The organism is Phycisphaerae bacterium, assembly GCA_018003015.1.
In the GTDB taxonomy this organism is placed as follows: Bacteria; Planctomycetota; Phycisphaerae; order UBA1845; family PWPN01; genus JAGNEZ01.
Genome location: JAGNEZ010000045.1, coordinates 1 through 24,239 on the forward strand (window position 1 = coordinate 1; position 24,239 = coordinate 24,239).

Sequence of the window (24,239 nt, forward strand, 5' to 3'; positions counted from 1 at the left end):
GCTTGAGGCTTTCTGGAGAATTGGCCGATAGGGATGGGTGGAGCTTCAAGCGAGGAGGGCCACGGATGGCCAGGACTCAATCCCGCCCGAAGGCACCGGTAGAGAAGGCGCTTCACACCTGTGCGACTCGTTGTCCCCGCTGCCACAAGACCATGTGGTCAGCCTATACGAACTGCCGCACGGTCACGACGCTGGCCGGTCTGGAACGGTTCCGGTTGCACATTCGTCGGTGCCAGAATCCCTCGTGTTCCCGCTACCATCTGCCCTACCGCCCTGAAGAGGAAGGTCGCATCGTCCTGCCGCAGCATGAGTTCGGTCTGGACGTGATTGCCCTGGTCGGGGCGCTTCGATATCAACAACATCGCTGCGTCCCGGAGATGCATCAGGAACTGACCGGCCGGGGCGTCCCCATTTGCGAACGGAGCGTGACCAACCTGCTGGACCGTTACGACGAGTTGGTGTCCCTGCGCCTGGCGGACAGCCGGCGATTGCAGAAAGTTCTCCAAAAGCAAGGACGGCTGATCCTGGCCCTGGACGGGTTGCAGCCCGACGTGGGACACGAGGTGTTGTGGGTCTTGCGGGATTGCCTGTCGGGCGAGGTCTTGCTGGCCCGAAGCTTGCTCTCCAGCACGGAAGACGACTTGGCCGGCCTGATCACGGAGGTGAGAAGGGCCTTGTCCGTGCCCATCGTCGGGGCGGTCTCCGACGGCCAGCACTCCATCCGAAACGCGGTGGCCAAGGCTCTGCCCCAGGTGGCTCATCAACTCTGTCACTTCCACTACCTCCGGGAAGCAGCGCGGCCCATCTACGAAGCGGATCGTCACGCCAAGAAGGAACTCAAGAAACGGGTTCGCGGGATTCGGCCGATCGAGCGGCGTGTGGCGACCCGCCAGGACACCGAGGCCGACGCGATTCGGGGTTACTGCTCCGCCGTTCGTTCGGCTATCACCGACGATGGCCGTCCGCCCTTGCAGGCCAGCGGACTGAAGTTGCGGGATCGGCTCTCGGCTATTTCGGTCAGCCTGAACCGGGTCCGAGGAAAAAGGGGCTCTGCCCGGAACTGAAGAAGCTCAAAGACATCGTGGACGGCGGCTTGGTCCAGACCGCCCCGATGTGGCCGGCCATCCAGACCGCCTTCGGCTTTGTGCATCGGGCCGCGGCGATTCTGGACAACCCTCGAGAGCAGCGCGGCTCGGTGGTCCGTCGGCGGTATCGGGCCTTCTTGCGGAACGTGGCGGGTGCGACCAAGCGGGCCGGAAAGCTCCCCGCGGCCCTCCGGCACTTCCTGAAGGTCACCCGGAGTTATTGGCCGGGCCTGTTCCATTGCTACGATCTTCCCGATTTGCCGCGTACCAACAATGGGTTGGAGCAACTCTTCGGCTCGACCCGTTACCACGAGCGTCGCTGCACCGGTCGCAAGACTGCGTCGCCCAGTCTGGTGCTGCGGGGTTCCGTCCGCATCACGGCCGGCTTGGGCACACGCAGGCGCTGCTGGGAAGGCCGCCAGTTGGCGCCGGCGAACATCCGGGCATGGCGTGCCTTGCGCGCCAGCCTTGAGCAACGGCGCTCCGCCCGGTCGCTTCGCTATCGCTTCCGCCGTAACCCCGCCGCATACCTCGCCCAGCTCGAAGTCTTGCTGCTCAAGCGGACTTTGCCGCCGTAGTTTTTTTGCACGAAAACGCAGTATTACCACGTTAATGTGGTAGAGTACCACTCACGTGTTTCGAACCCACGACGCTCCGCTACGACGTCTGGGGAGTCGCGGGTTCGCCGCTCCGAGTCGTAGGACCTCCCTCACGACTGCCAGCCGGTCAGGCTGAACATCATGGCCATGCCGGTCCGTCAGCCGGTAAGGCTCCAACTTCATGACGTGCAACTTGGTGACTAACTCGATGGGGCCTCGGCAACTCCACCCGCACAACTGCTTCAACGGCCAAGTTCAGGCTGGCACTGCTCTCGCAGCCAGTTGAAAACGGAGATTGGCACGAGCCCCGAAGGCTCCTGTATCGATACAACCTATTCTAGCCCGAAGCGAACTCACCCAGGTACTTGTCCGACAGTCAGCCGTCAGGCGGTGTTCAGCCATTCTACATCGCCGTTCCCCAGTTGCGATATTACCTATCGTTCTTTCGGGCCCCGGTGACTGCGGCGGCTCAGCCGGCCTCACTTGGGGGTAATGCTCCAGTGTGCCCGCAATGCCCCCGACTGTTGCCGGATTGGCCGGGCTCGGATGCTGGCCAACATACTTCTCAGTACACCGGCCTATTCCCCAGCAATGCATTTCCCACCCAATCCTTGGCCTTCTCCCAGATCGTTAGGTGTGAAATCGCGCCTGTCGCCGCACCCTGGACCTCCTCTGGAAGCCTAGGCGTAACCGCTTCCACCGTCTTCCCTGTCGCTACGCCCATGATGGTGTCTGTCACGAGGTCTTTGGCGGCTTGTGAGTATACGGTTCCCTCATACTTCTTGACCTGCAGAGCAAAGATGGGGTCACTGCGGCCAGGGGAACTCTCGATCACTCCCAGTTCCTCAAAACGATCCTCCACATTCAATATGATATCCAAACGCTTGTCACGGTCCGGTTTGGCGGCATTAACTAGCTTGTTAGCTGTCGAGAACATCCAGTTCGTCGCTGTGCCAATCCCGCTCACGAACTTTGTGATCTTACCAAAGACCGATTCCAGTACCGGTGTTGCTACTTGCTTCTCATAGATAGCACTGGCGAACCCCTGCGCTGCTCCCTCGCCCGCCTTTGTTAGTTCCCCACTCCATGGCCTTGGTTTCTCCGGTTCACGGCCCGTGCGATCAATGAGAGTAACGGGGTTATTAGCGGCGTAGCTATAGGGATGCAACCACTGGGGCTGATACTCGGCACTCACTAAACCCTGACTCAGAGGATCGACCGATGCAAACCTGGCTCGTGAGAGATTGGCAAAGCGAGCTTCAAAGCAGGCGAGAGAGCTTTCAGTATCATGTTCCTTGCCTGCGAATCCATAGTCAGTTGCCAGGGCTGCGACTGCGCCTTGGCATGTTTGACGCTGCAAGCCGAATGGATAGTACTCGCTTTCATGGACCAGGCTGCCGGTTGCCTCAGTCGCTACATTGAGCGAGCCGAGATGATCGCCGTGAAAGTACACGACCTGCACTGCATCTGTTGAGGATATACTCAGGGTTCCTTCCGAAGGGACAGACAGCCAGAATGCACTCGCAGGGCTAAGCTGTGACGGCAGCGTCCAGCCAATGAGGCGTAGGCATCTATCGCCTAGAAGCCATCGCTGCTCGACGGCATCATAGGCGTAAAGACGTGCATCGCCTGGCGAATGCAACGTAGGGACGAATGGCTCGAGTCGTGGCCACGCCTGAAGCGTGTGCCCCGGGGAAACCGCGATGTCGGCCAATCGCACATCATATGCCCCAATGACCGCTGCTAGCCGACTCGTTGGTATCCACACCCACAAAGGCTGGGCAAGAGGCACGATCATGGATGGGCTGATCGGTTGATACGCCCTGCCGTCCCAGGCGAACACGATGGCGTCACTGCCGAAGATGTCAGTGGCGGGCTGAGTACTGTGTACGGCGACACAGATCTGGTTCCACCCCGAGACAAGCCACGTGCGCTGAACGCGTAGCCCTGACGGATCCAGCGTGCCGTTGACTCGGGCAACTCGCGTATCAGCATTAAGAGCCTATCCCAATAACAGTCCGGATCTGTGAAAGGCGATGCAGGCGAAACACAGATGGACCATGGCAACGTAGTTCTCGGCTTTTTTCTCCCAGCGCACCAAGACGCGCCGAAATCGGTTCGCCCAACTATGCGTTCGCTCGACGACCCACCGCCGGGCTCTGAAACGGCCGCCCCGTCGGATCAGAACCGCTTCCTCGCCACGACACCGAATGTGGGGAGTGAGCCGGTACTCACGGGCCAGACCGCGAACCTCCTCATAGTCATATCCTTTATCGAGACACAAGTTTTGCCGTCTCTTCGGCCTCGGGCGCGGCTTCTTCACAGGAATGCTCTCAAGGGTTTCACGAGCCAGCTTGAAGTCGTTCACATTCGCGGCTGCGACAGCCAGGCCTACCGGCAAACCCGCCGCCTCGACCAAGACGCTTCGCTTGGTGCCGGACTTGGCTCGGTCCGTAGGGTTGGGCCCGGTTTTTCCCCCCACCCAAGGGGGCCTTGGTCATCGCACCGTCCATGCTCAGCCACGACCAGTCCAGACCCTGTAGCTCGTGGTACACCTCAAGACCGCTTCGCCACAACGTCTCAAACACCCCCGCCGCCCGCCACTCCTGGAAACGCCGGTGTGCCGTCGAACTCGAACAGATGCCAGTGGCATTCAGGGCATTCCACTGGCAGCCGGTTCGCGCCACGAAAAGAATGGCACTCATCGCATCCCGGTCGCTCCGCCGAGGCCGCCCCCCGCCAAAGGGATGCGTGTTCTTATGCTCCGGCAACAACGGCTCCACAAACGACCACAGCTCATCCGATATCAACCACCGCTGAACCGACCTCCTCGCGTGCATCCATGCACCCGCCTTCCTGGGCCTCCAGGCCCAGCGATACTATCGGCAGATCAGGGGTTATTGGGATAGGCTCTAACTGTCTTATTCATCGCAGTTCCTCCTCTTGAATCCGTCCGGCGCGGAGAGCTCTGCCCGGATCCGCTCATTTGACTGGCCCTCGTGCTCTCCAGAGAGCCTCGTATCTGGAATGACGAACTCGCCGTAAGCACCACCGCACCGGCCAGCCGTTTCTCAAAAGAGACATGACAAGACCTCCACGAACCGAGATGCTCACACGGATCCAGACCGCGGGATACGACCAGCGCCCGCTTCGGGAGGGGACGGAGAAGGGATCAGCCTTGATCGCGATCAGAGTTGCCCGTGCGCCGGCCGGCAGGTCCCGCGCGACCACGCACCGCGTCTAATGTACAGAATCGTGAGCTCAACATCCACAGGTACTTTCGGCTCAGCAGCCCTGGAATGCAGGGCAGACCCGGCGGGGACCCTTCCCGCAGGGAATCTCGCGCCCCTCCGCGCGGGACAGGGTTCCCGCCGCATTAACGGTTTTGTATCGCTCTCCAGCCCCCCCTCCCGAAGCAGATGACGCTGCAAGCCCAGAGCGCCTCCTCGCTTACAGTCCGCACTTGCGCCGCCAGGATGGCGGCATGACACCAATCAACTTGCGTCTTCGAACCGGCCCGTGCTGCCGGTCTGGAGATGCCGGGGTCGAGGCCGTCTGAACTGTTGAGCTCCGGGGTCTGGTAGCCCCGGGTCGCGGTCCAAACGGGGCCTCTATGAGTCAATACGGGAAATCCGCGAAAAACCGACAGGGCAGCCGCCGATTTGGGGCGGCTTGTTTTCTCCGGGGCGGCCGGTGGGTTAGAATACGGGTTGAGCCGGCGGCGGATCGTCCGATCTATCGGCGGACCCCAAGCCATGGACTCGTGCCACTTCGATCACACCTCATCATCGGCGGGGGCGGGTTCATTCCCCAGCACGCAATGGAGCCTGGTCCTGACCGCCGGGGACGGCGCGGCTCCCGACAGCCAACAGGCGCTGGCCGAGCTTTGCCGCAAGTACTGGTATCCGCTTTACGTCTACGTCCGGAGGCAGGGGTACGGCCAGCACGATGCCGAAGACCTGACTCAAGCCTTCTTTGTCCGCTTCCTGGAAAAGAAATACGTCGGTCTGGCGGACGTGCAGCGCGGCCGCTTCCGCTCGTTCCTGCTCGCCTCCCTGCGGCACTTTTTGCACGACGAGTGGGACCGGGCCACGGCCGCCAAGCGCGGCGGCGGCTGCACGCTCGTGCCGTTCGAGCTCGACCGCGCCGAGGAGCGCTACCGCATTGAGCTGGCCCACGATCTGACGCCTGAGAAGGCCTACGAGCGACGTTGGGCTGTCACGCTGCTGTCTGAGGTGGTGGACTGCCTGCGCCGGGAATACGTCACCGCCGGCAAGGGCGCCCAGTTCGAAGCCCTCAGGAGATTCCTGTGGGGCACCGACCCGGCCATCTCGTACGCGGAGATTGCCGCCCAACTAGGCTCTACGGAAGGCGCCGTGGAAGCGGCGGTCCGACGCCTGCGGGCCCGATGCCGGGAGATCCTGCTCAGCGAGACCGCCCAGACGGTTACCACGCCGGAGGAGCTGCAGGAGGAGGTCCAGTGGCTCTTCGCCGCTCTGGGCTGACAGAAAGGCACCGAAGGCCGTCTCTGCCTGCCGGTTCCCGAGGTTTTTCCCGTAGAAAGAAGTGGGAGTGGTGTCACCGTCGGAGCGGAACGCCATGAACGGAACACCGAAGTGCAGCCGATGCGGCGCGGAATTCAGCGACGCGGGGATTGAGGACCTCTGCCCCCGGTGCCTGGCCCGCGACATGGCCGGCTTTGCGGCAAACCTGGTTCCACCGACGCGGCCGGCACCGCGCGTTCCCGAGGCCGGCAGCCCCCACTCCACCCCGGGCAGCCGCCCATTCGGCGACTACGAGCTACTGGAAGTGCTCGGCCGCGGCGGCATGGGCGTGGTGTACAAGGCCCGGCAGATCAGCCTGGGGCGGACTGTGGCCCTCAAGATGATCCTGGCCGGTGAATTCGCCTCAGAATCTGATGTGCGTCGATTTCATGCCGAAGCTGAGGCCGCAGCCAATCTCGATCACCCGCACATCGTACCCATCCACGAGGTCGGCACGCATGAAGGGCGGCACTATTTCTCGATGAAGCTGATCGAGGGCGGCACGCTGGCCCGGCAGGTTCGCCGGTTTGCCGATGATCACCGACGGGCTGCCCGGCTCATGGCCCAGGTGACCAGTGCGGTGCACTACGCGCATCAGCACGGCATCCTGCACCGGGACCTCAAGCCCGGCAACATCCTGCTGGATGCCGAGGGCCATCCGTACGTGACCGATTTCGGTCTGGCCCGGCGGGTGGCTGAGGACAGCAGTCTGACGCTCACAGGTCAGTTGCTGGGCACGCCCAGCTACATGGCTCCGGAGCAGGCTGTCGGAGGCGGCAAGCAACTCTCCGTCGCGGCCGATGTCTACAGCCTCGGGGCCATCCTGTACGAGCTCTCGACCGGTCAGCCGCCCTTTGCTGCCGACACTCCGCTGGCCACGCTGCAGCAGGCGCGGGACAGTGAGCCCCGCCGGCCGAGCACGATCAATCGCCGGATCAACCGCGATCTGGAGACGATCTGCTTGAAATGCCTGGAGAAGGACCCCCAGAAGCGTTACGCCTCGGCCGGGGCGCTGGCCGAGGACCTGGATCGCTGGCTGGAGGGCCGGACCATCCTGGCCCGACCCGTGGGCCAGACGGCCAGGTTCTGGCGCTGGTGCCGACGAAAGCCGTTGATCGCCGGCATGGCGGCGGCACTGGGGCTGCTGTTTGCCCTCGGGTTCGCAGGCGTGACGTGGCAATGGCGAACGGCGGTTTCAGAGCGACGGACGGCGCGCGCAGAACGCTACGCTGCGGACATGCTCGTGGCCCAGCAAGCGTTGGCCGAGGGGGACTTGGGCCAGGCTCTCTTCCTTCTGGAACGACAGCGACCTCTGCCCGGCCAGGAAGATCTTCGTGGCTGGGAGTGGCGCTATTACTGGCAGCAGTGCCGGAGAGACCGCGCCTTTCTCGAAGAGCTGCTCATGCACTCGGATTCGGTCAAGCACGTTGCGATCTCACCCGACGACAAGTGGTTGGCCGTCGCAGGCGTGGACGGATGGGTCGGGCTCATGGACCTGACATCCCGTCGCTGTCAGCCCCCGCTGCAGCCAGAGAGTCGCAGAAAGGCCGTGGTGGCCTTCTCACCGGACAGCAGCCTGCTGGCCTTCACGTGGGACGATGGCAAGAGCAGCAGTGCCGTCAGGCTCTGGGATTTGGACGCGAAGAAGGTGAGGTCGTCACTCGCGCAGCAGGCGCCCATCACGGCCTTGGCCTTTTTGCCCAACGGCAGCACGCTGGTCACTCTGGAAGTGTCCAGGGAGCCAGATCCCCGCAAGCCGAGGCCTCAGTTCGTGACGGTTTGGGATCTGCAGACGGGCGTCAAAGCCTCGCAGATCAAGATCGAACCGCCTGATGCGAAGGACACCACGCCCAGACAGCGGTCTCGGTCAACGCCTCCACGCGATGCGGAACATGGCAACCCGGCCGCCATCTCGCCCGACGGCACCCGACTGGCCGTCGGCGACGCGCACGGCAGGATTCACATACTATCCTTGCCTGACGGCGCAAGGCTTCGGGACTTCCAGGCCCACGCGGACGATGTATTCGCGCTGGCGTTTTCGCCGGATGGCCGCATTCTGGCGTCTGGTGCGGGATACTCCGATTCTGTAATCCGGCTCTGGGATGCGGCCAGCGGAGAGTCCCGCGGTTCTCTTGAGGGTCACCAGCGATTCATCCATGCTCTGGCCTTTTCGCCCCAGGGTGGCCTGCTCGCTTCAGCCAGTGCGGATTATTCGATCGGGCTCTGGAGCACCGCTGTTGAAGAACCGGTGACCCCGGTACCCCATGGTATGCCAACGACGCGAGGCGTCGAGCCTTCGGCCGGCGTGCAGCCTTCCCCCGGGGCATCCAGCGCGCTCGCAGGCAAGTCAATGAAAGCTCTGCGGGGCCACAGCCGCGAGGTCTGGACGCTCGCGTTCTCACCGGATGGTCGTCGCCTGGTCACTGGATGCAAAGATGGCTCGATCTGGCTGTGGAGCACGGAGCCCCAAGCCCCCACGCAGGGCTTTACGGTCCGGCGATCGTCCGGTATCCGATATCTCTTGCCATACCTGCCCGACGGCGAGTCTCTGGCGGTCGTGAGCCTGTCCGGCTCGGTGAGCCTATGGGATGCCCGGACCATGGCACCCAGGGAAGACCTCGCGGCGATGGGAACGAACAGCCTGTGGCCGGAGGTGTCTGCGGACGGGCGCTTCCTGGCTGTTGGAGGGCTGGACGGATACCTCAGGGTGTGGGACCTTACGAAGCAACAGGTGGTGACCTCTCAGCCCGCCTGGCCACAACGCGACCAGGATGAGCGCACCGGACCATGGATAACCCTCAGCGATTTCTCCCGGGACGGAACCAGACTGTTGACGGCGACCTCGGACTTGCCCGAACCGCGCGTGTATGTTGAGTGGGAGGTGCCCGCCTGGAAACCGCTATTCTCCTGGAGTATGGAACTGATCGGGGGTAGTGCACTCGCGCCGGACGGCAAGCTGTTTGCCTGTGGCACCTACGACGGCAAGATAATCATCTGGGACCTCAAAGGGCGCCGCGTCCGGCGCGAGATGCCTCAACAGGGCGAGATCTGTGCCATCGACTTCTCACCCGACGGCCGCCTCCTGGCCACGGGGAGCAACTTCGGAACGCTCATGCTGTGGGACACGCAGACCTGGCAGGCGCTCACGCCTCCTCTCCCCGGCCACCGGTTGGCCATTTACTGGCTGGCATTCTCTCACGACGGCACGCGCCTGGCGACCAGCGGCGGCAGTCGCGAAGAGGCCGTCCTGCTGTGGGACGTGGCCACGCGCCGCCAGATCGCCACGCTGCGCGCAGAGGGAACGACCTTCCGCGGCGTGACGTTCTCTCCCGATGACAGCACGATTGCCGTCCAGTCGGTCGAGCGTGACCTCTACATCTGGCGTGCCCCCTCTTTGGATGAAGTCGAGGCGGCGGAACGGGAGCAGGGGCAAGCGAGCAAGTAAGCGCGGAGCACGCGGGCGGGGCGAGACGCAATGGGTGTGCGTATGAGGCGGACGAAGACCGCGGCACGCGAGGCATGGCTCGGTGCTGTCCTGAGTAGGCTAAGAATGGAGACCCAACCGTGACCAAGAACCGCAGGCTTTGGCTCATCATCCCAGTGCTCGCCACTCTTCCGTCATGTCCGGCCGGTGCCGCTGCTCCGACGAGTGCGCCGAGCGACCAACAGGCGCTCGCCGAGGGCAACAACCGCTTCGCCTTCTCGCTCTACGCTCAGCTCAGGAGCGGGACGGGCAACCTCTTCTTCTCGCCCTACAGCATCTCCACCGCCCTGGAGATGACCTACGCCGGCGCCCGCGGCGAGACCGCGGCGCAGATGGCCAAGACCCTGGAACTCAAACTGGAACCGGACCGGCTGCATCCGGCTGCTCACAACCTGATCGAAGCGCTCAACGCCGGCGGCAGGAAGGGCGACTATGAACTCAGCGTGGCCAATGCCCTCTGGGGCCAGAAGGGATACGGCTTTCTCCCCGACTTCCTCGATCTGACGCAACGCAACTACGGGGCCGGGCTCCGCGAGGTTGACTTCTCCAACGCCCGCAGCGCGCTGCGGACGATCAACACCTGGGTGGAGAAGGAAACCAGGAAGAAGATCAAGGACCTGATCAAGCCCGACATGATCACGCCCAACACGGTGCTGGTCCTGACCAACGCGATTTACTTCAGAGGCTCCTGGTCCTTGCCCTTCAACAACAAGCACACTCAGCGACAGCCGTTTACGCTGGTGGACAACACCAAGGTGGACGCGCTGATCATGCACCGGACGGGCATGTTCAACTACATGAAGGGCGATGGCCTCCAGGTGCTGGAATTGCCTTATGTCGGCGGGCGGCTGTCGATGATCATCCTGCTCCCCAACCAAGTGGCGGGGCTGCCGGCGCTGGAGAAATCACTCAGCACCGAGAACCTCCAGCAGTGGCTGGCGAAGCTTCGCGAGAAGGAAGTGAGCGTCGCGCTGCCGAGATTCAAGACCACGAGCGAATTCCGGCTCAACGATGTGCTCAAGGCGATGGGCATGACTGACGCGTTCTCAGGACAGGCGGATTTTTCCGGCATGGACGGCCGGAAGAGACTGTCCATCTCTCACGCGGTACACAAGGCGTTCGTGGACGTCAACGAGCAAGGCACGGAAGCAGCGGCGGCAACCGGCGTGATCATGAAAGCAAGCGCGCCGCCGTTTTTCCGGGCCGACCACCCCTTCGTCTTCCTGATCCGGGACATTCCCTCGAACAGCGTGCTGTTCATCGGCCGGGTGATGAATCCGAAACAGTAGTCGATGACCTGGTTTGCCGACAACTCGCCCCGTCGCGCATCAGGGGCTGCTCCGTCATGAATCCGCCGGGCCTCTCCAGTTCGTTGATCGATGACACAATGGCCGTGGAGAATGACCATCTCTCCGCCCTTGGGCCACGTCACATCATCCGGTACAATCTCTCCTGGGTCAGTCGTCCGTGGTGGCCTTGGCCGATATGGGCCGGGAGGTTCAACATGGCGACTGAAAAGGTTGGTGTGTATCGGAAGTATCATGGACCTGTTCCCATCGACGAGTCCGGCAACCTATTGCCCAGGAGCGAGTGGCCGCGAAGGCGGGCCTTTCGCTGGGCGGTGCGGTGGTTCGGCTCGGATGGGAAGCGGTACAGCAGGACCTTCTGCAACCCCGGGCACGTGATCGGACCCGTTCCCACCACGCCCGGCTCACACATCCTGCAGTCGTGGTGGGAATTGGTATTCGGTAGCGTGCCATAGGCCTTCTCTTCGGCAAAAACCGAGATTGCGGGCCGATAACGTTCGAGCTGTATGCTTGAAATGGTCTTACACCGCGTGGCGACCCATCCTGTGACCCACTGGCCCCAGGCACCAGCGCGCAAATCGACGTATCGCGTGCGGTGCTCTCCTCCATGACGCCTGGTTGATCACAAGCCGTCCCGCTATTTCATGGGCACTGGTGACACGGGGCGATCGCCGCACTCTTCGCTCAGCCAGTCCTCAACCCACAGATCACTTCACGCAGTCCGGATCGGCCGGCTCACCCGCTCCGCTGAAGCACCTTTGGAGGAGGCCGAAGTCGGACTGGTCCACGTCGCCGTCATGATCGAAATCCCTGGCTTCACAGCCGGCGATCAGAGGAATCGCCGGACCTGAGGCGCAATCCTTAAACCGGTCGAAATCGTTCTGGTCCTGTGGAGCCACCGAATAAACATCAACTCGACCCTACGGGGCCGACTACGCGAGTGACTGAATACGCTGCAATTCACGCTCTGTGCGGCAGCGTAAAACGGCTAAACCGTACCCGGTTGAGACCGTCCAGGAGCAGATGCTCCGCGAGTTCCATGTGCACGTGCCCCCGACCACGGTGGATCGCTGGATGGTCGAGGCGGGGGAAAAACATCGACTTGCGGCAAGCCTATGAACCGTGGATCTCTTTCATGAGAACGTATCGGTTCCTTCGATACTGCGAGTCTTCAACGCGATGCAACGCGCTCCTTGGCATACTTACCAGGTACTGACCAAACGATCGGAGCGTCTCCAGAAACTCGACCGGCTGTTGGCCGACGCTCTCGTCGTCGTGGTGAACGACATCTCAAGGCGGACCTTGTTACTGTCATTCCGGTTCCCCGCGTCATAGGTGTCCGAAACACCCCTGCGAATCTGATGACCCCCTCTCAGCGCCGCATACCCTTGCCATAACAAGGACACGCAACCAAGTCGCGGAATCGCCGCGTTTGGCAGGAGAAAGTTGACCCCCAGTTTCGTTGGCTGTAGACTGCATATTCAAGCGAGGTCAGCAGTACCGGCGGGCGGGGAAGAGGTGCGCGAGCTTCGCGTTCCCTTGCCGCTCTGTCAAGCCGTACTGCAACGACCTGAAGTCTGGACCCATCGAGAGGACACGCCATGCGAAAGATGAACCCCGTTCTGTTGTCCCTGTTCTTCGCGACCTTCTGCTCAGCCCAGCCCAAAAAAGTCATCCTCATGATCGGGGATGGCATGGGTTTCGAGCAGGTGAAGGCCGCCGGAATGTATCAGTATGGTGCCCCCGGCACGCTGTCGTTCGAGTCCCTGCCCCATCAGGCCCAGGTCACGACGTATTCCGCGAGCAGCTCGATTACCGATTCTGCTGCCGCAGGGACGGCGATAGCCACGGGGACTAAGGTGAACAACGGCGTCATCAGCATGGCCCTGCCCGGCAACGGCCTTCCACTCCAGACCATGCTGGAGCATTTCGAATCACTCGGCTACTCGACCGGGCTGATCACCACGTCCTATCTGACCGACGCGACCCCCGCCGCGTTTGGAGCCCACGAAACCTCCCGCAACAACACATCGAATATCGCATTGGACTACTTGACACAGACCACGCCGGATATCCTGTTCGGCGGTGGTGGTAACGGCCTGACACCCACCCTGGCCCAAGGCTACGGGTACGTGGCGGTCACGGACTGCGCAAGTCTCCTGGCCCTGAACACCTCCGTCGGACCGGTCTCGGCCCAGTTTGGATCAGGTCCGATGCCCTACGAGTATCAGGGTGACTACTCCGGAGTTTGCCACCTCTCCCAAATGACCCAGTGGGCGCTGCAGAAGCTGGACACAGACCCCGACGGCATGTTTCTGATGGTCGAAGGAGGCAACATCGACCACGCGGGACATTCGAACAACCTTAACCAGAACGTCTATGAGACCGTCGAGTTCTCGCGGACGGTGCAGATCGTTATGGATTGGGCGGCCGGCAGGACGGATACGATGATTCTGGTGACCGCCGATCATGAAACGGGTGGCCTGTCGGTAATCAGTCACAGCGGGGTTGCGGGTGATTGGCCAGTGGTTTCGTGGAGCACCACGGGGCATACGGGTGCGAACGTTCCGGCCTACGCCTGGGGCGTCAACGCTGAACTCGTCACCGGCATTCTCGACAACACCGATTTCTTCGCCATCGTAACCAGCTCGCCCAACGTCGCTCCCGTTGCCGATGACGGCTTTGCCAGTACGAGCGAGGATTCGCCCGCGGTGATCCATCTGTCGGCCTCAGATGCCGATGGTGACCCACTGACATATACGGTGGAGACGCCGCCGGCGCACGGCTCCCTGGCCGGGGCCGGCCCTGATCTCACCTACACGCCCCAGGCCAACTACAACGGGGATGACAGCTTCACCTTCAGAGCCAATGATGGCCAGGCGGACAGCGGAGTCGCCACGGTCTCCATCGCAGTAGAACCCGTCAATGACGGTCCTGCTGCGAATGCCGGGCCTGACCAGTCGATTGACGAAGGGCTGACCGTGACACTGGATGGCTCGGGTAGCACCGATCCGGAACATGACGCGTTGAGCTACGCCTGGTCTCAAACGAGTGGGCCGGCCGTTGAGCTGATGGGCTCCAACACCGCCACACCGAGCTTCACGGCACCACAGGTTGAGGCTGCGACCACGCTGGTTTTCCAGCTCATCGTATCGGATGGTCTGCTTTTGTCCGCACCCGATGAAGTGGTTGTCACGGCGAGTCCTATCGTCTACGACGCTTACGCAGATCAGAATCCAGTGGTGGCCATCGGCACGCTGGTTGGTGGCTTCTCCGGGACTTTCGTTGCCGACGGCCAGGTCCAGACCCTCACCGAAGGGCAGAGCGGAAAGGGCAAGGCCAGCCTCCTGGCAGAGTACCGCCTGCATACGCAAGCCAACCCGGCTGCTGTGAACCTGTTGGCTCTTCACCTGGTGGCAACATGGACCGCAATCGAACCTACTGACCCGCTGATCGTGGAGATCTGGAACGGGACGGCTTGGCAGGACATCACCGCGGAAATCACAGGCGGGACGTTCACGCCCGCTACACCAGGATCCTACGTGGGGACGGATGGCAACATTCGCGTGCAGTTCAGGGATGCCGCCGGTCTGAAGGCCGACCAGAAAGATACCCTGACCATCGATCTCCTCTACGCCGAAGTAGACGTTGGGCCTGTTCCCGACCTGCCGCCGAGCGCGCCGACCGATCTTCAGGCCACTGCCGGCAACGCGGAGGTGATCCTCGACTGGACTGACAACCTGGAGACCGACTTGGCCGGATACAACGTCTACCGTTCCGCTGCGCCAGGCGGCCCGTATGAGCGGCTCAACGGCAGTCATTTGGCAGAAAGCACCTATCTCGACCAAGCTGTCGCGAATGGGATCACCTATCATTATGTAGTGACTGCGTCGGATCAGGCGGGCCAGGAAAGCTCACTGAGCATGGAGGTGGCCGCCACACCGAGTCAGCAGCAGCCCACAGTTCACGTTGAGGCCATTTCGATGGGAATTGCCAAGGTCGGCAGGAACTGGCAGGCCACAGCGACGATTCGCATAGCCGATCAGACAGGAACGGCTCGAACGGGAGCTGCTGTTTCAGGTGACTGGTATTTCAAGGGAGCCCTCATCCAGCAAGGTGCGTCGGGTATTACAGATATCAACGGTGACGCCCGCGTTACTTCACCAGGAAAGGTGGCCAAGAGCGGCGACGTGTTCACCTTCAGGGTGACGCAAGTCGACCTGGCCGGTCACGTCTATGCGGCGAGCGAGAACAAAACAAGCGAAGGTTCGGTCGGTGTCCCCTGATATACCAGGATCCTGAAGCATTATGTGCATGCAGTGGGTGAGCAAGCTCTGACCAGCCCCCACGCCTCGTCACCATCTCGCGAACTGAGCTCTTGGGTGATCAGGCACTGATGCTGGCTGGCTCGCCCAGGCGCTTCAGGGGCTTGAGAAGCAGATCGAGAATGCTGCGGCGCTCGACAAGGATACGGGCCTCCATCATCAGGCCCGGCTTGATCTGCCGCAGCAACGGGGCCGAGGCCTGTTCCTGCCGTTCGAGGGAGACCCACGCCCGGTAGTGGCCTTCCTCTCCCGCGTCCGGTTCGACCTCGACGAGCCGCCCTTCGACATAGCCATAATCCTCCCGAGGAAGCGCGTCGAATGCCAGACGCACCGGCAGGCCGCTATGCAGCCGCCGCATGGACGCGTTGGGGATCGCGATGCAGGCCATCAAGGGCTGATCATCCGGCATGACGGTAACGGCCGGGCGGCTGGTGTCGATCGCGCTGCCGGGATGGAGCACGGCCAGGTGGGTCACGGTCCCAGCGACGGGGGCCCGAATCACCGATCGGCGGGCATATTCCCGGAGCTGGCCGAGCTGGATGGTCAGGGTTTCAACGCGGGCCTCAGCCTCCAGCGCCAGCCGGCCCCGCTCTGTGGCATCGACAAGGTTCCGCTTGAGGTCTGCATCGAGGCGGGCAAGCCGGCTCTCTGCATCGAGCAACTCGCGTTGCTTGGCCTGTACCTCCATGTGCGTGGCGGCCGAGCCTTGCTCGAGCGTTCGGAGACGCTCGAGTTGCTCAGTGACGAGTCCGGCCGACCGCTTGGCTGTGTCCCGCTCCGTCTCCAGAGCCCTCCGCACCTGCGCGAGCGCATCTGCGTTCGCGCGGTGACGCGACGTCTCCAGCCGCAGGGTGGCAATCTCGGCCGATAGGCGATCCGCCTCCGAGGTGTGCTGAAAGGCATCGAGCCGAAGCAGCACGTCGCCTTCGGACACGTGCTGGCCGATTCGCACGGGCACGTCGACGACGAGGGCGAACTCGGGTGCCGAAATGTGCAGCGGCTCCCCCTTGATGATAAGCCGGCCGCGGGCGTTCACGACCACATCCGCCTGTGCCAGCCACATCCACATGAGTGCGGTGGCGGCCAAGGCCAGGGCGAGGTAGACCAGGCCACGCGAGATAAGGATGCCCGGGCCGGGAAGCAGCTTGTCCGATCCCCGGAGTGGCGTGACTGGCATGGTCGTATCGAGTTCCATTGTCATTTCCTCCTGCAAGCTTCGATCCTGCGCCGTCAACGTCACTGGTTGAGCTGCTGGCCGATAAGCGTCGTGTACAGGCCGCCGCAACGCAGGAGCTGCTCGTGCGTACCCTCCTCGACGATCCGACCGGCGTCCATCACCACGATCCGGTCAGCGTAGCGAACCGTGGAAAGCCGATGGGCGATCACCAGCGTGGTCCGACCCGCGGCCGCCTGCTCCAGGTTCCGTTGGATCGCCCGGTCCGAGATGTTGTCCAGGGCGGAGGTGGCCTCGTCGAGAATGAGTAGGTCCGGATTGCGGAGCAGGGCCCGCGCCAGGGCGATCCGTTGGCGCTGCCCTCCGGATAGCGACATGCCGCGCTCGCCGACCTTTGTGTCGTAGCCCATACCCATCTCGCTGATGAACTCATGGGCCCCGGCCTGCCGGGCCGCCTCGACCACCTCCTCGAACGACACCTCGGGGTCACCTACCGCGATGTTCTCGCGGATGGTGCCGGAGAAAAGAAACACCTCCTGCGGGACGACGCCCATTCGCCGACGCAAGGCCGCCCGCGAGATCGTCCGCAGGTCGTTGCCATCTAGCGTGATCCTGCCCCGGGTGGGCTCGTACAAGCCAAGAATCAAGCGGGCAAGCGTTGATTTGCCCGACCCCGAGCGGCCGACCAGGGCGACCGTCTCGCCGGCTGCGACGTCAAGATTGATCTCGGTCAGGGCCAGCTCATCCTCATCTCCTTTGTAGCTGAAGGTCACATTCTCCAGACAGATGCGCCCCTCTAGCCGCGACGGCGTGAGCAGTGTCCGGCCATTCTCCTCTTCCGGCGCGGACTCGAACACGTCATTCAGTCGATCAACGGCATTGCGTACCTCCTGCAGATCGTCCCAGGCCACGATCAGATTGACGATCGGGGTGACGACGCTGCCGGCAATGGCAACGAATGCCAGCAGTTGGCCCGCAGTCATGGCGTGGTTCATGACCTGGTGGGCCCCATACCACAAGAAAATGACCGCGGCGGTGGTCTGCACCAGGGTGGCTAGACCAGAGTAGCCAGTAGTGAGGTGGGCGCCTCGGCGGGCGGCGAGCAGCGAGTCGATGTACAAAGACTCCAACCGCCAGCGGACCTGCGGTTCGATGGCCATGGCCTTGACCGTACTCATGCCGGTGACCGATTCGATGAGGTAGGTGGTCGCGTCGGTGCGGCGGGCGAACTGTTCCTTCTCGTTTCGACGTAGGGCGGGGGTGAAGGCGAACGTGAGCCCGGCAAACACCGGCAGCACGGCAAGCACCACCACCGTCAGACTGGGACTGTACCATGCCAACACGGCGAAATACCCGATCGCGAGGGTGGCATCCAGGGCGACGCCGGGGATGGTGCCAGCCATCGCCGCGCGGATCTTCCGGTTCTCCGACACACGGGAGACAACGTCACCGACGCGCCGAAGGTCGAAGAAACGCATCGGCAGCCGGAACATCTGGCGAAAGAAGTCGCCGATCAGGCGGGCGTCTGCGCGGATGGACACGTGCACGAGCAGGAGCTGGCGGACGGACTTGATCATGGCCTGGAAGACCGCCACCAAAAGCATGCCCCCGAGCAGCATGTTCAGCAGGTCGACCGACCGATTCACCAGCACGCGATCGATGACCATTTGCGTGAACATCGGGATTCCCAGGCCCAGAATGCTGAGCAACAGGGAAGCAGCGAACACCTCCCCGACCATGGCGCGGTACGGACGCATGATCGGGAGGAAGCGACGCCAGGAGCAGGTACGTGCTTCCAGCAACGTCAGGTTACGCGTGGGAACGAGCTCCAGGGCCTTGCCCGTCCAGCCGGCAAGGAACTCGGCCTTGCTCATCCGGCGGCGGCCCATGGCCGGGTCGGACACGACGACGTGGCCTCGTGCCACCTTGTAGAGCACAATGTAGTGGAAGCCTTCCCAGTGGACGATGGCGGGGACCTGGATGCCGCTCAACGCCTCGAAGTCGAGTTGGAACCCGCGGGCATGGAAACCCAGGGTCTCTGCCGCCCGAGCGAGCGACCACATGCTGCATCCGTCGGCATCCACGTTGGCCAGGTCTCGCAGGCGGGCAACGCCCACGGGGTGGCCGTGGTAGGCCGTGATCATCGCTAGGCAGGCCGCACCGCAGTCGGTCGCATCGTGCTGACGGATGTTCGGGTAACGCCTCAGCCAGCGTCGCCAGCGTGGAGACCGGACGGCGTGAGTGGCTGACTCCGGCGGGGTGGGGACGGTTGTGGGATTTGTAGCGATCACGGCGGCTCCCTGGTTGAGTTGACCCGTTGCCGCAAGCCCTTGCCCTGTGGGCGGGCCGCTCCTATCCCAGTACACCGAAAATGACTGGCTCCGCTCACGGTCTGCGCCCGCCAAGTTGACCACGGACCAAGGTTCACTCTGCAACCGCATTGTTGCCCAATGACTCAATTCCGGCGCGATCGACTTCCCAAATAATCCGTGCCGCGCACGTGAACACATCCTGCGTTTGTCGGTCTGCCAGATATGAACCGAGTTTCAGGGCCCCTGGTTCTCGATTCGAGAATCCGAGTTGTCGAGACGGCAGTGGGCCGTCCCGAAAAGCTGTAACGACGAACCATCAGGAAAGGAACAAATCATGAAGAAGAAGATGAATCTCGTCCTTCTGTCCAAGGCCGAACTCAAGGGAGTCTTGGGTTCGCGGGCCGGTGTGCTGGGTAGCTGCGCACCCACGTTTCCGTTTCCGCCCGAGGACCCCCTGCCGGGCGGCCCCATCCAAACCGGTGGGAATTCAACTTCGTATACGTGCTATTGTCAGACGTCGAAGGACGGCGAGCACAATTACGATGTGCACTGGGTGTAAAGAACAGGAGTACGACCGCTAGTTCTGAGCGCTCAGAGGGGGTATGCCCCACCATCGAAGGAGCCCTGCTTCCGCATCCTTCAAAGGGATGGAGGGGCTCCCCCTCGGGCGCTTGATTGGCCTTGACGAACCCGTTCCGCTCATGAGGAGCCGGCGCGATGCAATCGCTTGTTACCTTTCAAACGAAATCGGGAAACCGCTACGTCTACGACCGACGAACCAAGAGGTTGCTGCTGTGTCATCCATTGCTCTACCTCATGGCGGAGCTCGACCGACGCGGGATCGACGTTTCCGAGTGGTCCAAAGCCTCTCGGGAACTCCCCTTCGAGATCGGCGTATCCCCGGCCGACTTCGATGATTCCGAGATTCTCTACTATGCCGAAGAGTGGCTGCTCCTGAAGAGGAACGACATGTTCGCCCCCATCGACGACCGGGCTCGGCTGAGTCGAAGGCTCACCGAAGAGGACGTAGCTCATTCCCTGGCCAATACGCACCACATCTGTTTCGAAACCACCGAAGCCTGCAACCTGAACTGCAAATACTGCTCCTACGGGCAGTTCTATGCGGGCTTCGACGGGCGAAAAAACAAGCAGCTCGACCCCGAAACCGCCAAGAGACTCTTGCATGCCCTCGAGACACGATGGAAATCCCCTCAAAACACGAACCCGGACCGCCGGATTCGCCTCAGCTTCTTCGGCGGAGAACCACTGGTCAACGCCGCCTTCATCAAGGAAGTCGTGCGTCACGCACGCGCGAGCGAGTTCCTGAGAGATCGTCTGGTGTTCTCAATGACAACAAACGGCACCTTGCTCATACGCAACATGGATTTCCTCGTTTCGAACAACTTCTCGATCCTGGTCAGCCTGGATGGCAATCGCACAAACGACTCCTACCGCGTATACCACGACGGCCGATCGTCATTTGACGACGTGATGCGGAACCTCGAAACCCTGCGGGCCGAGCATCCAACATACTTCGAGGAGAACGTTTGCTTCAACGCGGTGATGCATGACCGCAACTCGGTCGCTGAGGTTCATCAGTTTTACAAGGAGCGTTTTGGGCAGTTCCCGGCGCTTAGCGCTCTGGACACCTCCAATCTTCAACAAAGCAAGAGGAACGAATTCTACAAAATGCACCTGGACGTGGCCCGGAGCTTCGCCGAGAGCGAGAACCGGAGTGAAATCGAGCAGGATCTTCACACCAACCTGCCGAGCACGAATCGGCTCCTGCACTTTGTCAACGCGCAGCTGGAATTCAGCGTCCCCAACTACCAGGATCTCGTATGGCCCGAGAACGAGTCGAAGATCTTGCCTACCGGAACCTGCATTCCGTTCTCCAGGAAGCTCTATGTCACCGCGAGCGGCAAGATTCTCCCCTGCGAAAGGATACCACATGCGTTTGCGTTTGGCCGGGTGACGGAAGGTCATCTGGATCTCGACTGTCGTTCGATCGCGGATCATTACAACAAGCTCTACGATGAAATGACCAAGCTGTGCGCCCGGTGCTACAAGGCCAACACATGCGGACAATGTCTGTTCAAACAGATGGGTCCGGACGGTCCGAAGTGCCGCCGTTTCATGGATTACGACCGATATGCCCAGCACTTGAGCGAAGTGGTGAGTGATGTTGAGGACCGCCCGGAATTCTACTCCGAGGCCATGGACACGGTCGTCATCTGATGTGCGATTCAGCAAGGTGAGCGAGGAGGTTTCCGATGCCTGAAAGCGGTCGCAGCCAGTGGTTCTATCTTCACCCGCACGTTCACACGTGTGCCCAGGGGGCGTCGGGGCTGCTTTACGATCCCTTGACCGGCCACACGCTGGAGTACACCAACGAAACGGCCATCACCGAGCTGGTCGCCAGCCTCGACGGACCGGACAATCTGCGAGTCGTCGACTATGCAGATGTATCGGTCACTCAACCGGCGGTGGCCGACTTTGTCGACCGAGTTCGGGCCCTCCACATGGGCGGTTTGATCGACAAGAAACACTCGACGGGCAAGCCGATCCAGATGACACCCAGAGCCCGTGTCCAACGAGATCCGAGAAAGGACACCCAAGACGCGGACATCATGCTCGGCGAAGCGGTCATGGGGTACGTGAAGGAGGTGACGATTCATGTGAATCGTGTGTGTGATCTGGATTGTGCGTTGTGCACGAGCGCCTACAAGCAGTTCCGCTGCTGCACGCGAATCGAGGGGGGCAACGAGGAGCTTGATCTCGCGACGATCCGCCATCTTCTCGCGGAGTTGGCGAGTAGCGGCACGATGCAGGTCAACATGATCGGCGGGGATGTGTTTTCCTATTCGCGCTTCGAGGAGCTCATCAAACTCGTGGCAGCATCTCGATTCTATGCCACCCTGCACACGCACTATCTCAATCTGCCCGAAACGGCGGCGACTTTGGAGATACTCGATGCCCGGCGATGGACGATGGAGCTCTTGGTGCCGATGCCGGTCGACCGGGCCCGGCTGGCTGAGGCCCTACGCATGCTCCGCGCGGCGGGATTACCATATGTCGTGCACCTAGTCGTCGAGACCGACGACGATCTGGCCGAGGCTGAGGGACTGATCGACGCGCTGGGGCTCGTCGATTTTGCGGTTCGTCCGCACTTCAACGGCCAGAATCTCGCCTTCTTTGAAGAAAACGTTTTCTTCACCAAGGACGACGTGGTAGCCGCCAGGCCGAGCCCCCAGGATTTGTACGCGAGCAGCCGCACGAACCGACTGGATTTCGGGCGTCTGGTCGTGCTCAGCACGGGCGAGGTGTTCGCCAACCCGAACACCCCGAAGCTCGGCGATCTCGCATCCACCTCGGTACACAAGATGCTGTGCCACGAGGTTCGCCGGGGAGAAAGCTGGTTCCGCACGCGATCATGCGTCAAGCCGTGCCGGAATTGCGTCTTCCAGTGCATGTGCCCACCGATTTCAAACTATGAACATGCTATAGGGCGTAACAATCTGTGTTTGGCCCCGCCTCGGGAGGTCGGAGAATGAGGCGCCCCTTGACAAAGGGACCATCCGAACGTCACAACGCATTGACCGCCCGCTCGCTGACCGTCCAGGCCGACGGTTGAGGGCACGCAGCCGATCACGATCGCTGAATCCAGTCTCGCGGGCGTCATTCAGTGGTAGGATGTCAGCTGCCCCAGTCAGATGCCGTGGGTCTGAATCCCAGTGCCCGCTTTAAATGCCTCCAGAAGCGTCACTTACGAGAACCGACATTGATCGCGTGGTCGCACGCGTCCGATCCGGCATCGAGTCATCCCCACTTCTTTGGCGCCGAGGAGAAGAAAACCATGTTCGGCACCTGGGATCTTTATCGGACGATGGTGACAGCCGACAGAAAGGCAGCGACCAAGCCATTTTTCTCTTGAGTCTTTGCAGGGGGGGAGGTAGAGTCTAGGTATATCTGTCCACTGGGGTCTGAACGGTTACGGGAGAGGTAGTGTATTCAGAATGAGGAGATCAGGGAAATGAACAAAACAACGACATTGATAGTCGCAATTGCGGCGATGCTGGCCGCCGGCTCCGTCCACGCCGAAGTGATTGGCTCGGACAATTTCGATTATGCCGACGGCGCGTTCGTCAATCAGTACGATGTGGCCGACGCCACCGGCTTAACCGGCGGACAGGGCTGGGATTGGGATAACATCAACAAGATCCACACCGGCACGGTGTCCGACTGGGATTGCAGCTGGGGCAGCACCTACATCCAGAACGGCTCTCTCATCACCGACAATGGCGGCGCCATGCGTCAATACAACGGGCCATCCGAGATGTGGCATGAGAATCCCGAAACCGACGAACGGGTTGGGGCGTTCCGCGGCACGGGGTCCATCTATTACGGCGTGACCGTGACCTTCCTCACCGACGGCGGCTGGGCCGGCATGAGCGGCTATGACTTCCCGACCGAACGGCTGTTCATGGGCATGCCCTGGCAAACCGGCCATTTCGGCATTGATGAGTCCGGCGTCGGCACTGAGATCAGCACGATTCCCGTCGAGTTCAACCGGTCATATCGCCTTCTGTCGGTCATTGACTTTGACGGCGATCAGGTCCGCATGTGGGTCAATCCCGATCAGAGCGACTTTGACAACGGCGCCGGCAATAATTCCGCCGATATCGTCCGCGGCTACACCGGCACGAATTGGAACACCGCCGTTCGTCTGGCCTCCGGCGGCAAGACCCAGTGGGACAATCTCGTCGTCGCCACCGACTTCGGCTCCGCGGTCCCCGAACCGGCGACCTTGGCCCTACTCGGCTTGGGCGGCTTGGCTCTGGCCCATCGTAAAAAATAGAACCCGCTCAAGAACGTCCTGTTTTCCTTCTGTCTGGCCTGCCAGCCGTTCTTATCCGTGGGGCGGTAGCGATCGCTTTGGGTGGCTGGCGAGCCCGCCAGGGAACGATGCGGATGATCAACAGGCAGCCCGGGCGTTTCGTAACCGCTTGTTCATCAGGCTGATCCAAACACAGCCGTTCGACAATTGGCATGATGGCGATGGCCCGGCCAATCAAGGGTTTAACGCCGGACAACACATCGTCCAGCCGCTCGCAGATGCTGGGCTCTGTTCGACGCGGCCACGGTCGGGGGGTGGCTGACGCTGACGCGGCCGACCCCGGCCAGGATGTCGAGGCCGGCCGATCCAACCTCGATATTCTCCGGCCATGCGTCAGCGGAGCCAACCAGCCGGCGGGAGCAGGTTGTACCAACTGAGACGGCCGCGTTGCCGACTTCTGAGAAGATCGTGGCCGCCGAAGGCCCCGACGCCAGTCCTCTACTGCCCGTTCCTGGATCTGTGCCACGGTCACGGAGCGCCGCAAACACTGCATGCGGAACCTAACCGAGACG

General features: G+C 61.9%; 15 protein-coding genes and 1 pseudogene. 11 read left to right on the forward strand and 5 right to left on the reverse strand.

Annotated features, from left to right (window positions below):
* Window positions 1-152 precede the first annotated feature (152 nt).
* Window positions 153-1,663: pseudogene (locus tag KA354_17460) on the forward strand (ISNCY family transposase).
* 586 nt (window positions 1,664-2,249) lie between these two features.
* On the opposite strand, the gene KA354_17465 reads toward KA354_17460, so the two are convergent.
* Window positions 2,250-3,137, reverse strand: a complete 888-nt coding sequence (locus KA354_17465) for a hypothetical protein (protein ID MBP7936430.1) — start codon at window positions 3,135-3,137, stop codon at window positions 2,250-2,252.
* Window positions 3,138-3,686: 549 nt separating this feature from the next.
* A protein-coding gene (locus tag KA354_17470; GenBank protein ID MBP7936431.1) for an IS5 family transposase occupies window positions 3,687-4,524 on the reverse strand; the annotation gives its coding sequence in 2 pieces (ribosomal slippage) (window positions 3,687-4,163 and window positions 4,165-4,524; 837 coding nt in all).
* 915 nt (window positions 4,525-5,439) lie between these two features.
* On the opposite strand from KA354_17470, the gene KA354_17475 reads away from it, so the two are divergent.
* The 4 genes from KA354_17475 (at window position 5,440) to KA354_17490 (ending at window position 11,474) form a co-directional block, all read left to right on the forward strand.
* Window positions 5,440-6,189: a sigma-70 family RNA polymerase sigma factor gene (locus KA354_17475; GenBank protein ID MBP7936432.1), complete on the forward strand. Its 750-nt coding sequence runs from the start codon at window positions 5,440-5,442 to the stop codon at window positions 6,187-6,189.
* Between the two features lie 94 nt (window positions 6,190-6,283).
* Window positions 6,284-9,673 (forward strand): protein kinase, encoded by a 3,390-nt coding sequence (locus tag KA354_17480; GenBank protein ID MBP7936433.1) that lies wholly within the window; start codon window positions 6,284-6,286, stop codon window positions 9,671-9,673.
* 119 nt (window positions 9,674-9,792) lie between these two features.
* A complete protein-coding gene (locus KA354_17485) occupies window positions 9,793-11,001 on the forward strand; it encodes a serpin family protein (protein ID MBP7936434.1) in 1,209 nt (402 codons plus the stop codon).
* A gap of 215 nt (window positions 11,002-11,216) precedes the next feature.
* Window positions 11,217-11,474 carry a hypothetical protein gene (locus KA354_17490; GenBank protein ID MBP7936435.1) on the forward strand — a complete coding sequence of 86 codons (258 nt, stop codon included), beginning with the start codon at window positions 11,217-11,219 and terminating at the stop codon, window positions 11,472-11,474.
* 252 nt (window positions 11,475-11,726) lie between these two features.
* On the opposite strand, the gene KA354_17495 is transcribed toward KA354_17490, so the two are convergent.
* Window positions 11,727-11,918 carry a hypothetical protein gene (locus KA354_17495; protein MBP7936436.1) on the reverse strand — a complete coding sequence of 64 codons (192 nt, stop codon included), beginning with the start codon at window positions 11,916-11,918 and terminating at the stop codon, window positions 11,727-11,729.
* 223 nt (window positions 11,919-12,141) lie between these two features.
* Here KA354_17495 and KA354_17500 point away from each other — a divergent pair, with 223 nt between their 5' ends.
* Together KA354_17500 and KA354_17505 are read left to right on the forward strand one after the other, a co-directional pair.
* Window positions 12,142-12,354: a DUF5131 family protein gene (locus KA354_17500; protein MBP7936437.1), complete on the forward strand. Its 213-nt coding sequence runs from the start codon at window positions 12,142-12,144 to the stop codon at window positions 12,352-12,354.
* Between the two features lie 266 nt (window positions 12,355-12,620).
* The gene (locus KA354_17505) at window positions 12,621-15,305 is read left to right on the forward strand and encodes an alkaline phosphatase (protein MBP7936438.1); all 2,685 of its coding nucleotides are present in this window, start codon (window positions 12,621-12,623) and stop codon (window positions 15,303-15,305) included.
* A gap of 100 nt (window positions 15,306-15,405) precedes the next feature.
* On the opposite strand, the gene KA354_17510 is transcribed toward KA354_17505, so the two are convergent.
* Entirely contained in the window at window positions 15,406-16,539 is a 1,134-nt protein-coding gene (locus tag KA354_17510) for an HlyD family efflux transporter periplasmic adaptor subunit (GenBank protein MBP7936439.1), read from the reverse strand.
* A gap of 41 nt (window positions 16,540-16,580) precedes the next feature.
* Complete coding sequence (locus KA354_17515) at window positions 16,581-18,809, reverse strand: peptidase domain-containing ABC transporter (protein MBP7936440.1); 2,229 nt, start codon at window positions 18,807-18,809, stop codon at window positions 16,581-16,583.
* Window positions 18,810-19,164: 355 nt separating this feature from the next.
* On the opposite strand from KA354_17515, the gene KA354_17520 reads away from it, so the two are divergent.
* From KA354_17520 to KA354_17535, 4 genes are all read left to right on the forward strand, one after another.
* Window positions 19,165-19,389, forward strand: a complete 225-nt coding sequence (locus KA354_17520; protein ID MBP7936441.1) for a hypothetical protein — start codon at window positions 19,165-19,167, stop codon at window positions 19,387-19,389.
* Between the two features lie 158 nt (window positions 19,390-19,547).
* Window positions 19,548-21,068: a radical SAM peptide maturase gene (locus KA354_17525; GenBank protein ID MBP7936442.1), complete on the forward strand. Its 1,521-nt coding sequence runs from the start codon at window positions 19,548-19,550 to the stop codon at window positions 21,066-21,068.
* 35 nt (window positions 21,069-21,103) lie between these two features.
* The gene (locus KA354_17530) at window positions 21,104-22,384 is read left to right on the forward strand and encodes a TIGR04150 pseudo-rSAM protein (protein MBP7936443.1); all 1,281 of its coding nucleotides are present in this window, start codon (window positions 21,104-21,106) and stop codon (window positions 22,382-22,384) included.
* A gap of 479 nt (window positions 22,385-22,863) precedes the next feature.
* Window positions 22,864-23,688, forward strand: coding sequence for a PEP-CTERM sorting domain-containing protein (locus KA354_17535; protein ID MBP7936444.1), 825 nt, complete (start codon window positions 22,864-22,866; stop codon window positions 23,686-23,688).
* Window positions 23,689-24,239 lie beyond the last annotated feature (551 nt).

Bases quoted from the DNA above. Each gene is read 5' to 3' on its own strand.
- KA354_17505 (MBP7936438.1), top strand. From the start codon at position 12,621: ATGCGAAAGATGAACCCCGTTCTGTTGTCCCTGTTCTTCGCGACCTTC.
- KA354_17525 (MBP7936442.1), top strand. From the start codon at position 19,548: ATGCAATCGCTTGTTACCTTTCAAACGAAATCGGGAAACCGCTACGTC.
- KA354_17480 (MBP7936433.1), top strand. From the start codon at position 6,284: ATGAACGGAACACCGAAGTGCAGCCGATGCGGCGCGGAATTCAGCGAC.
- KA354_17490 (MBP7936435.1), top strand. From the start codon at position 11,217: ATGGCGACTGAAAAGGTTGGTGTGTATCGGAAGTATCATGGACCTGTT.
- KA354_17475 (MBP7936432.1), top strand. From the start codon at position 5,440: ATGGACTCGTGCCACTTCGATCACACCTCATCATCGGCGGGGGCGGGT.
- KA354_17510 (MBP7936439.1), bottom strand. From the start codon at position 16,539: ATGGAACTCGATACGACCATGCCAGTCACGCCACTCCGGGGATCGGAC.
- KA354_17520 (MBP7936441.1), top strand. From the start codon at position 19,165: ATGAAGAAGAAGATGAATCTCGTCCTTCTGTCCAAGGCCGAACTCAAG.
- KA354_17530 (MBP7936443.1), top strand. From the start codon at position 21,104: ATGCCTGAAAGCGGTCGCAGCCAGTGGTTCTATCTTCACCCGCACGTT.
- KA354_17535 (MBP7936444.1), top strand. From the start codon at position 22,864: ATGAACAAAACAACGACATTGATAGTCGCAATTGCGGCGATGCTGGCC.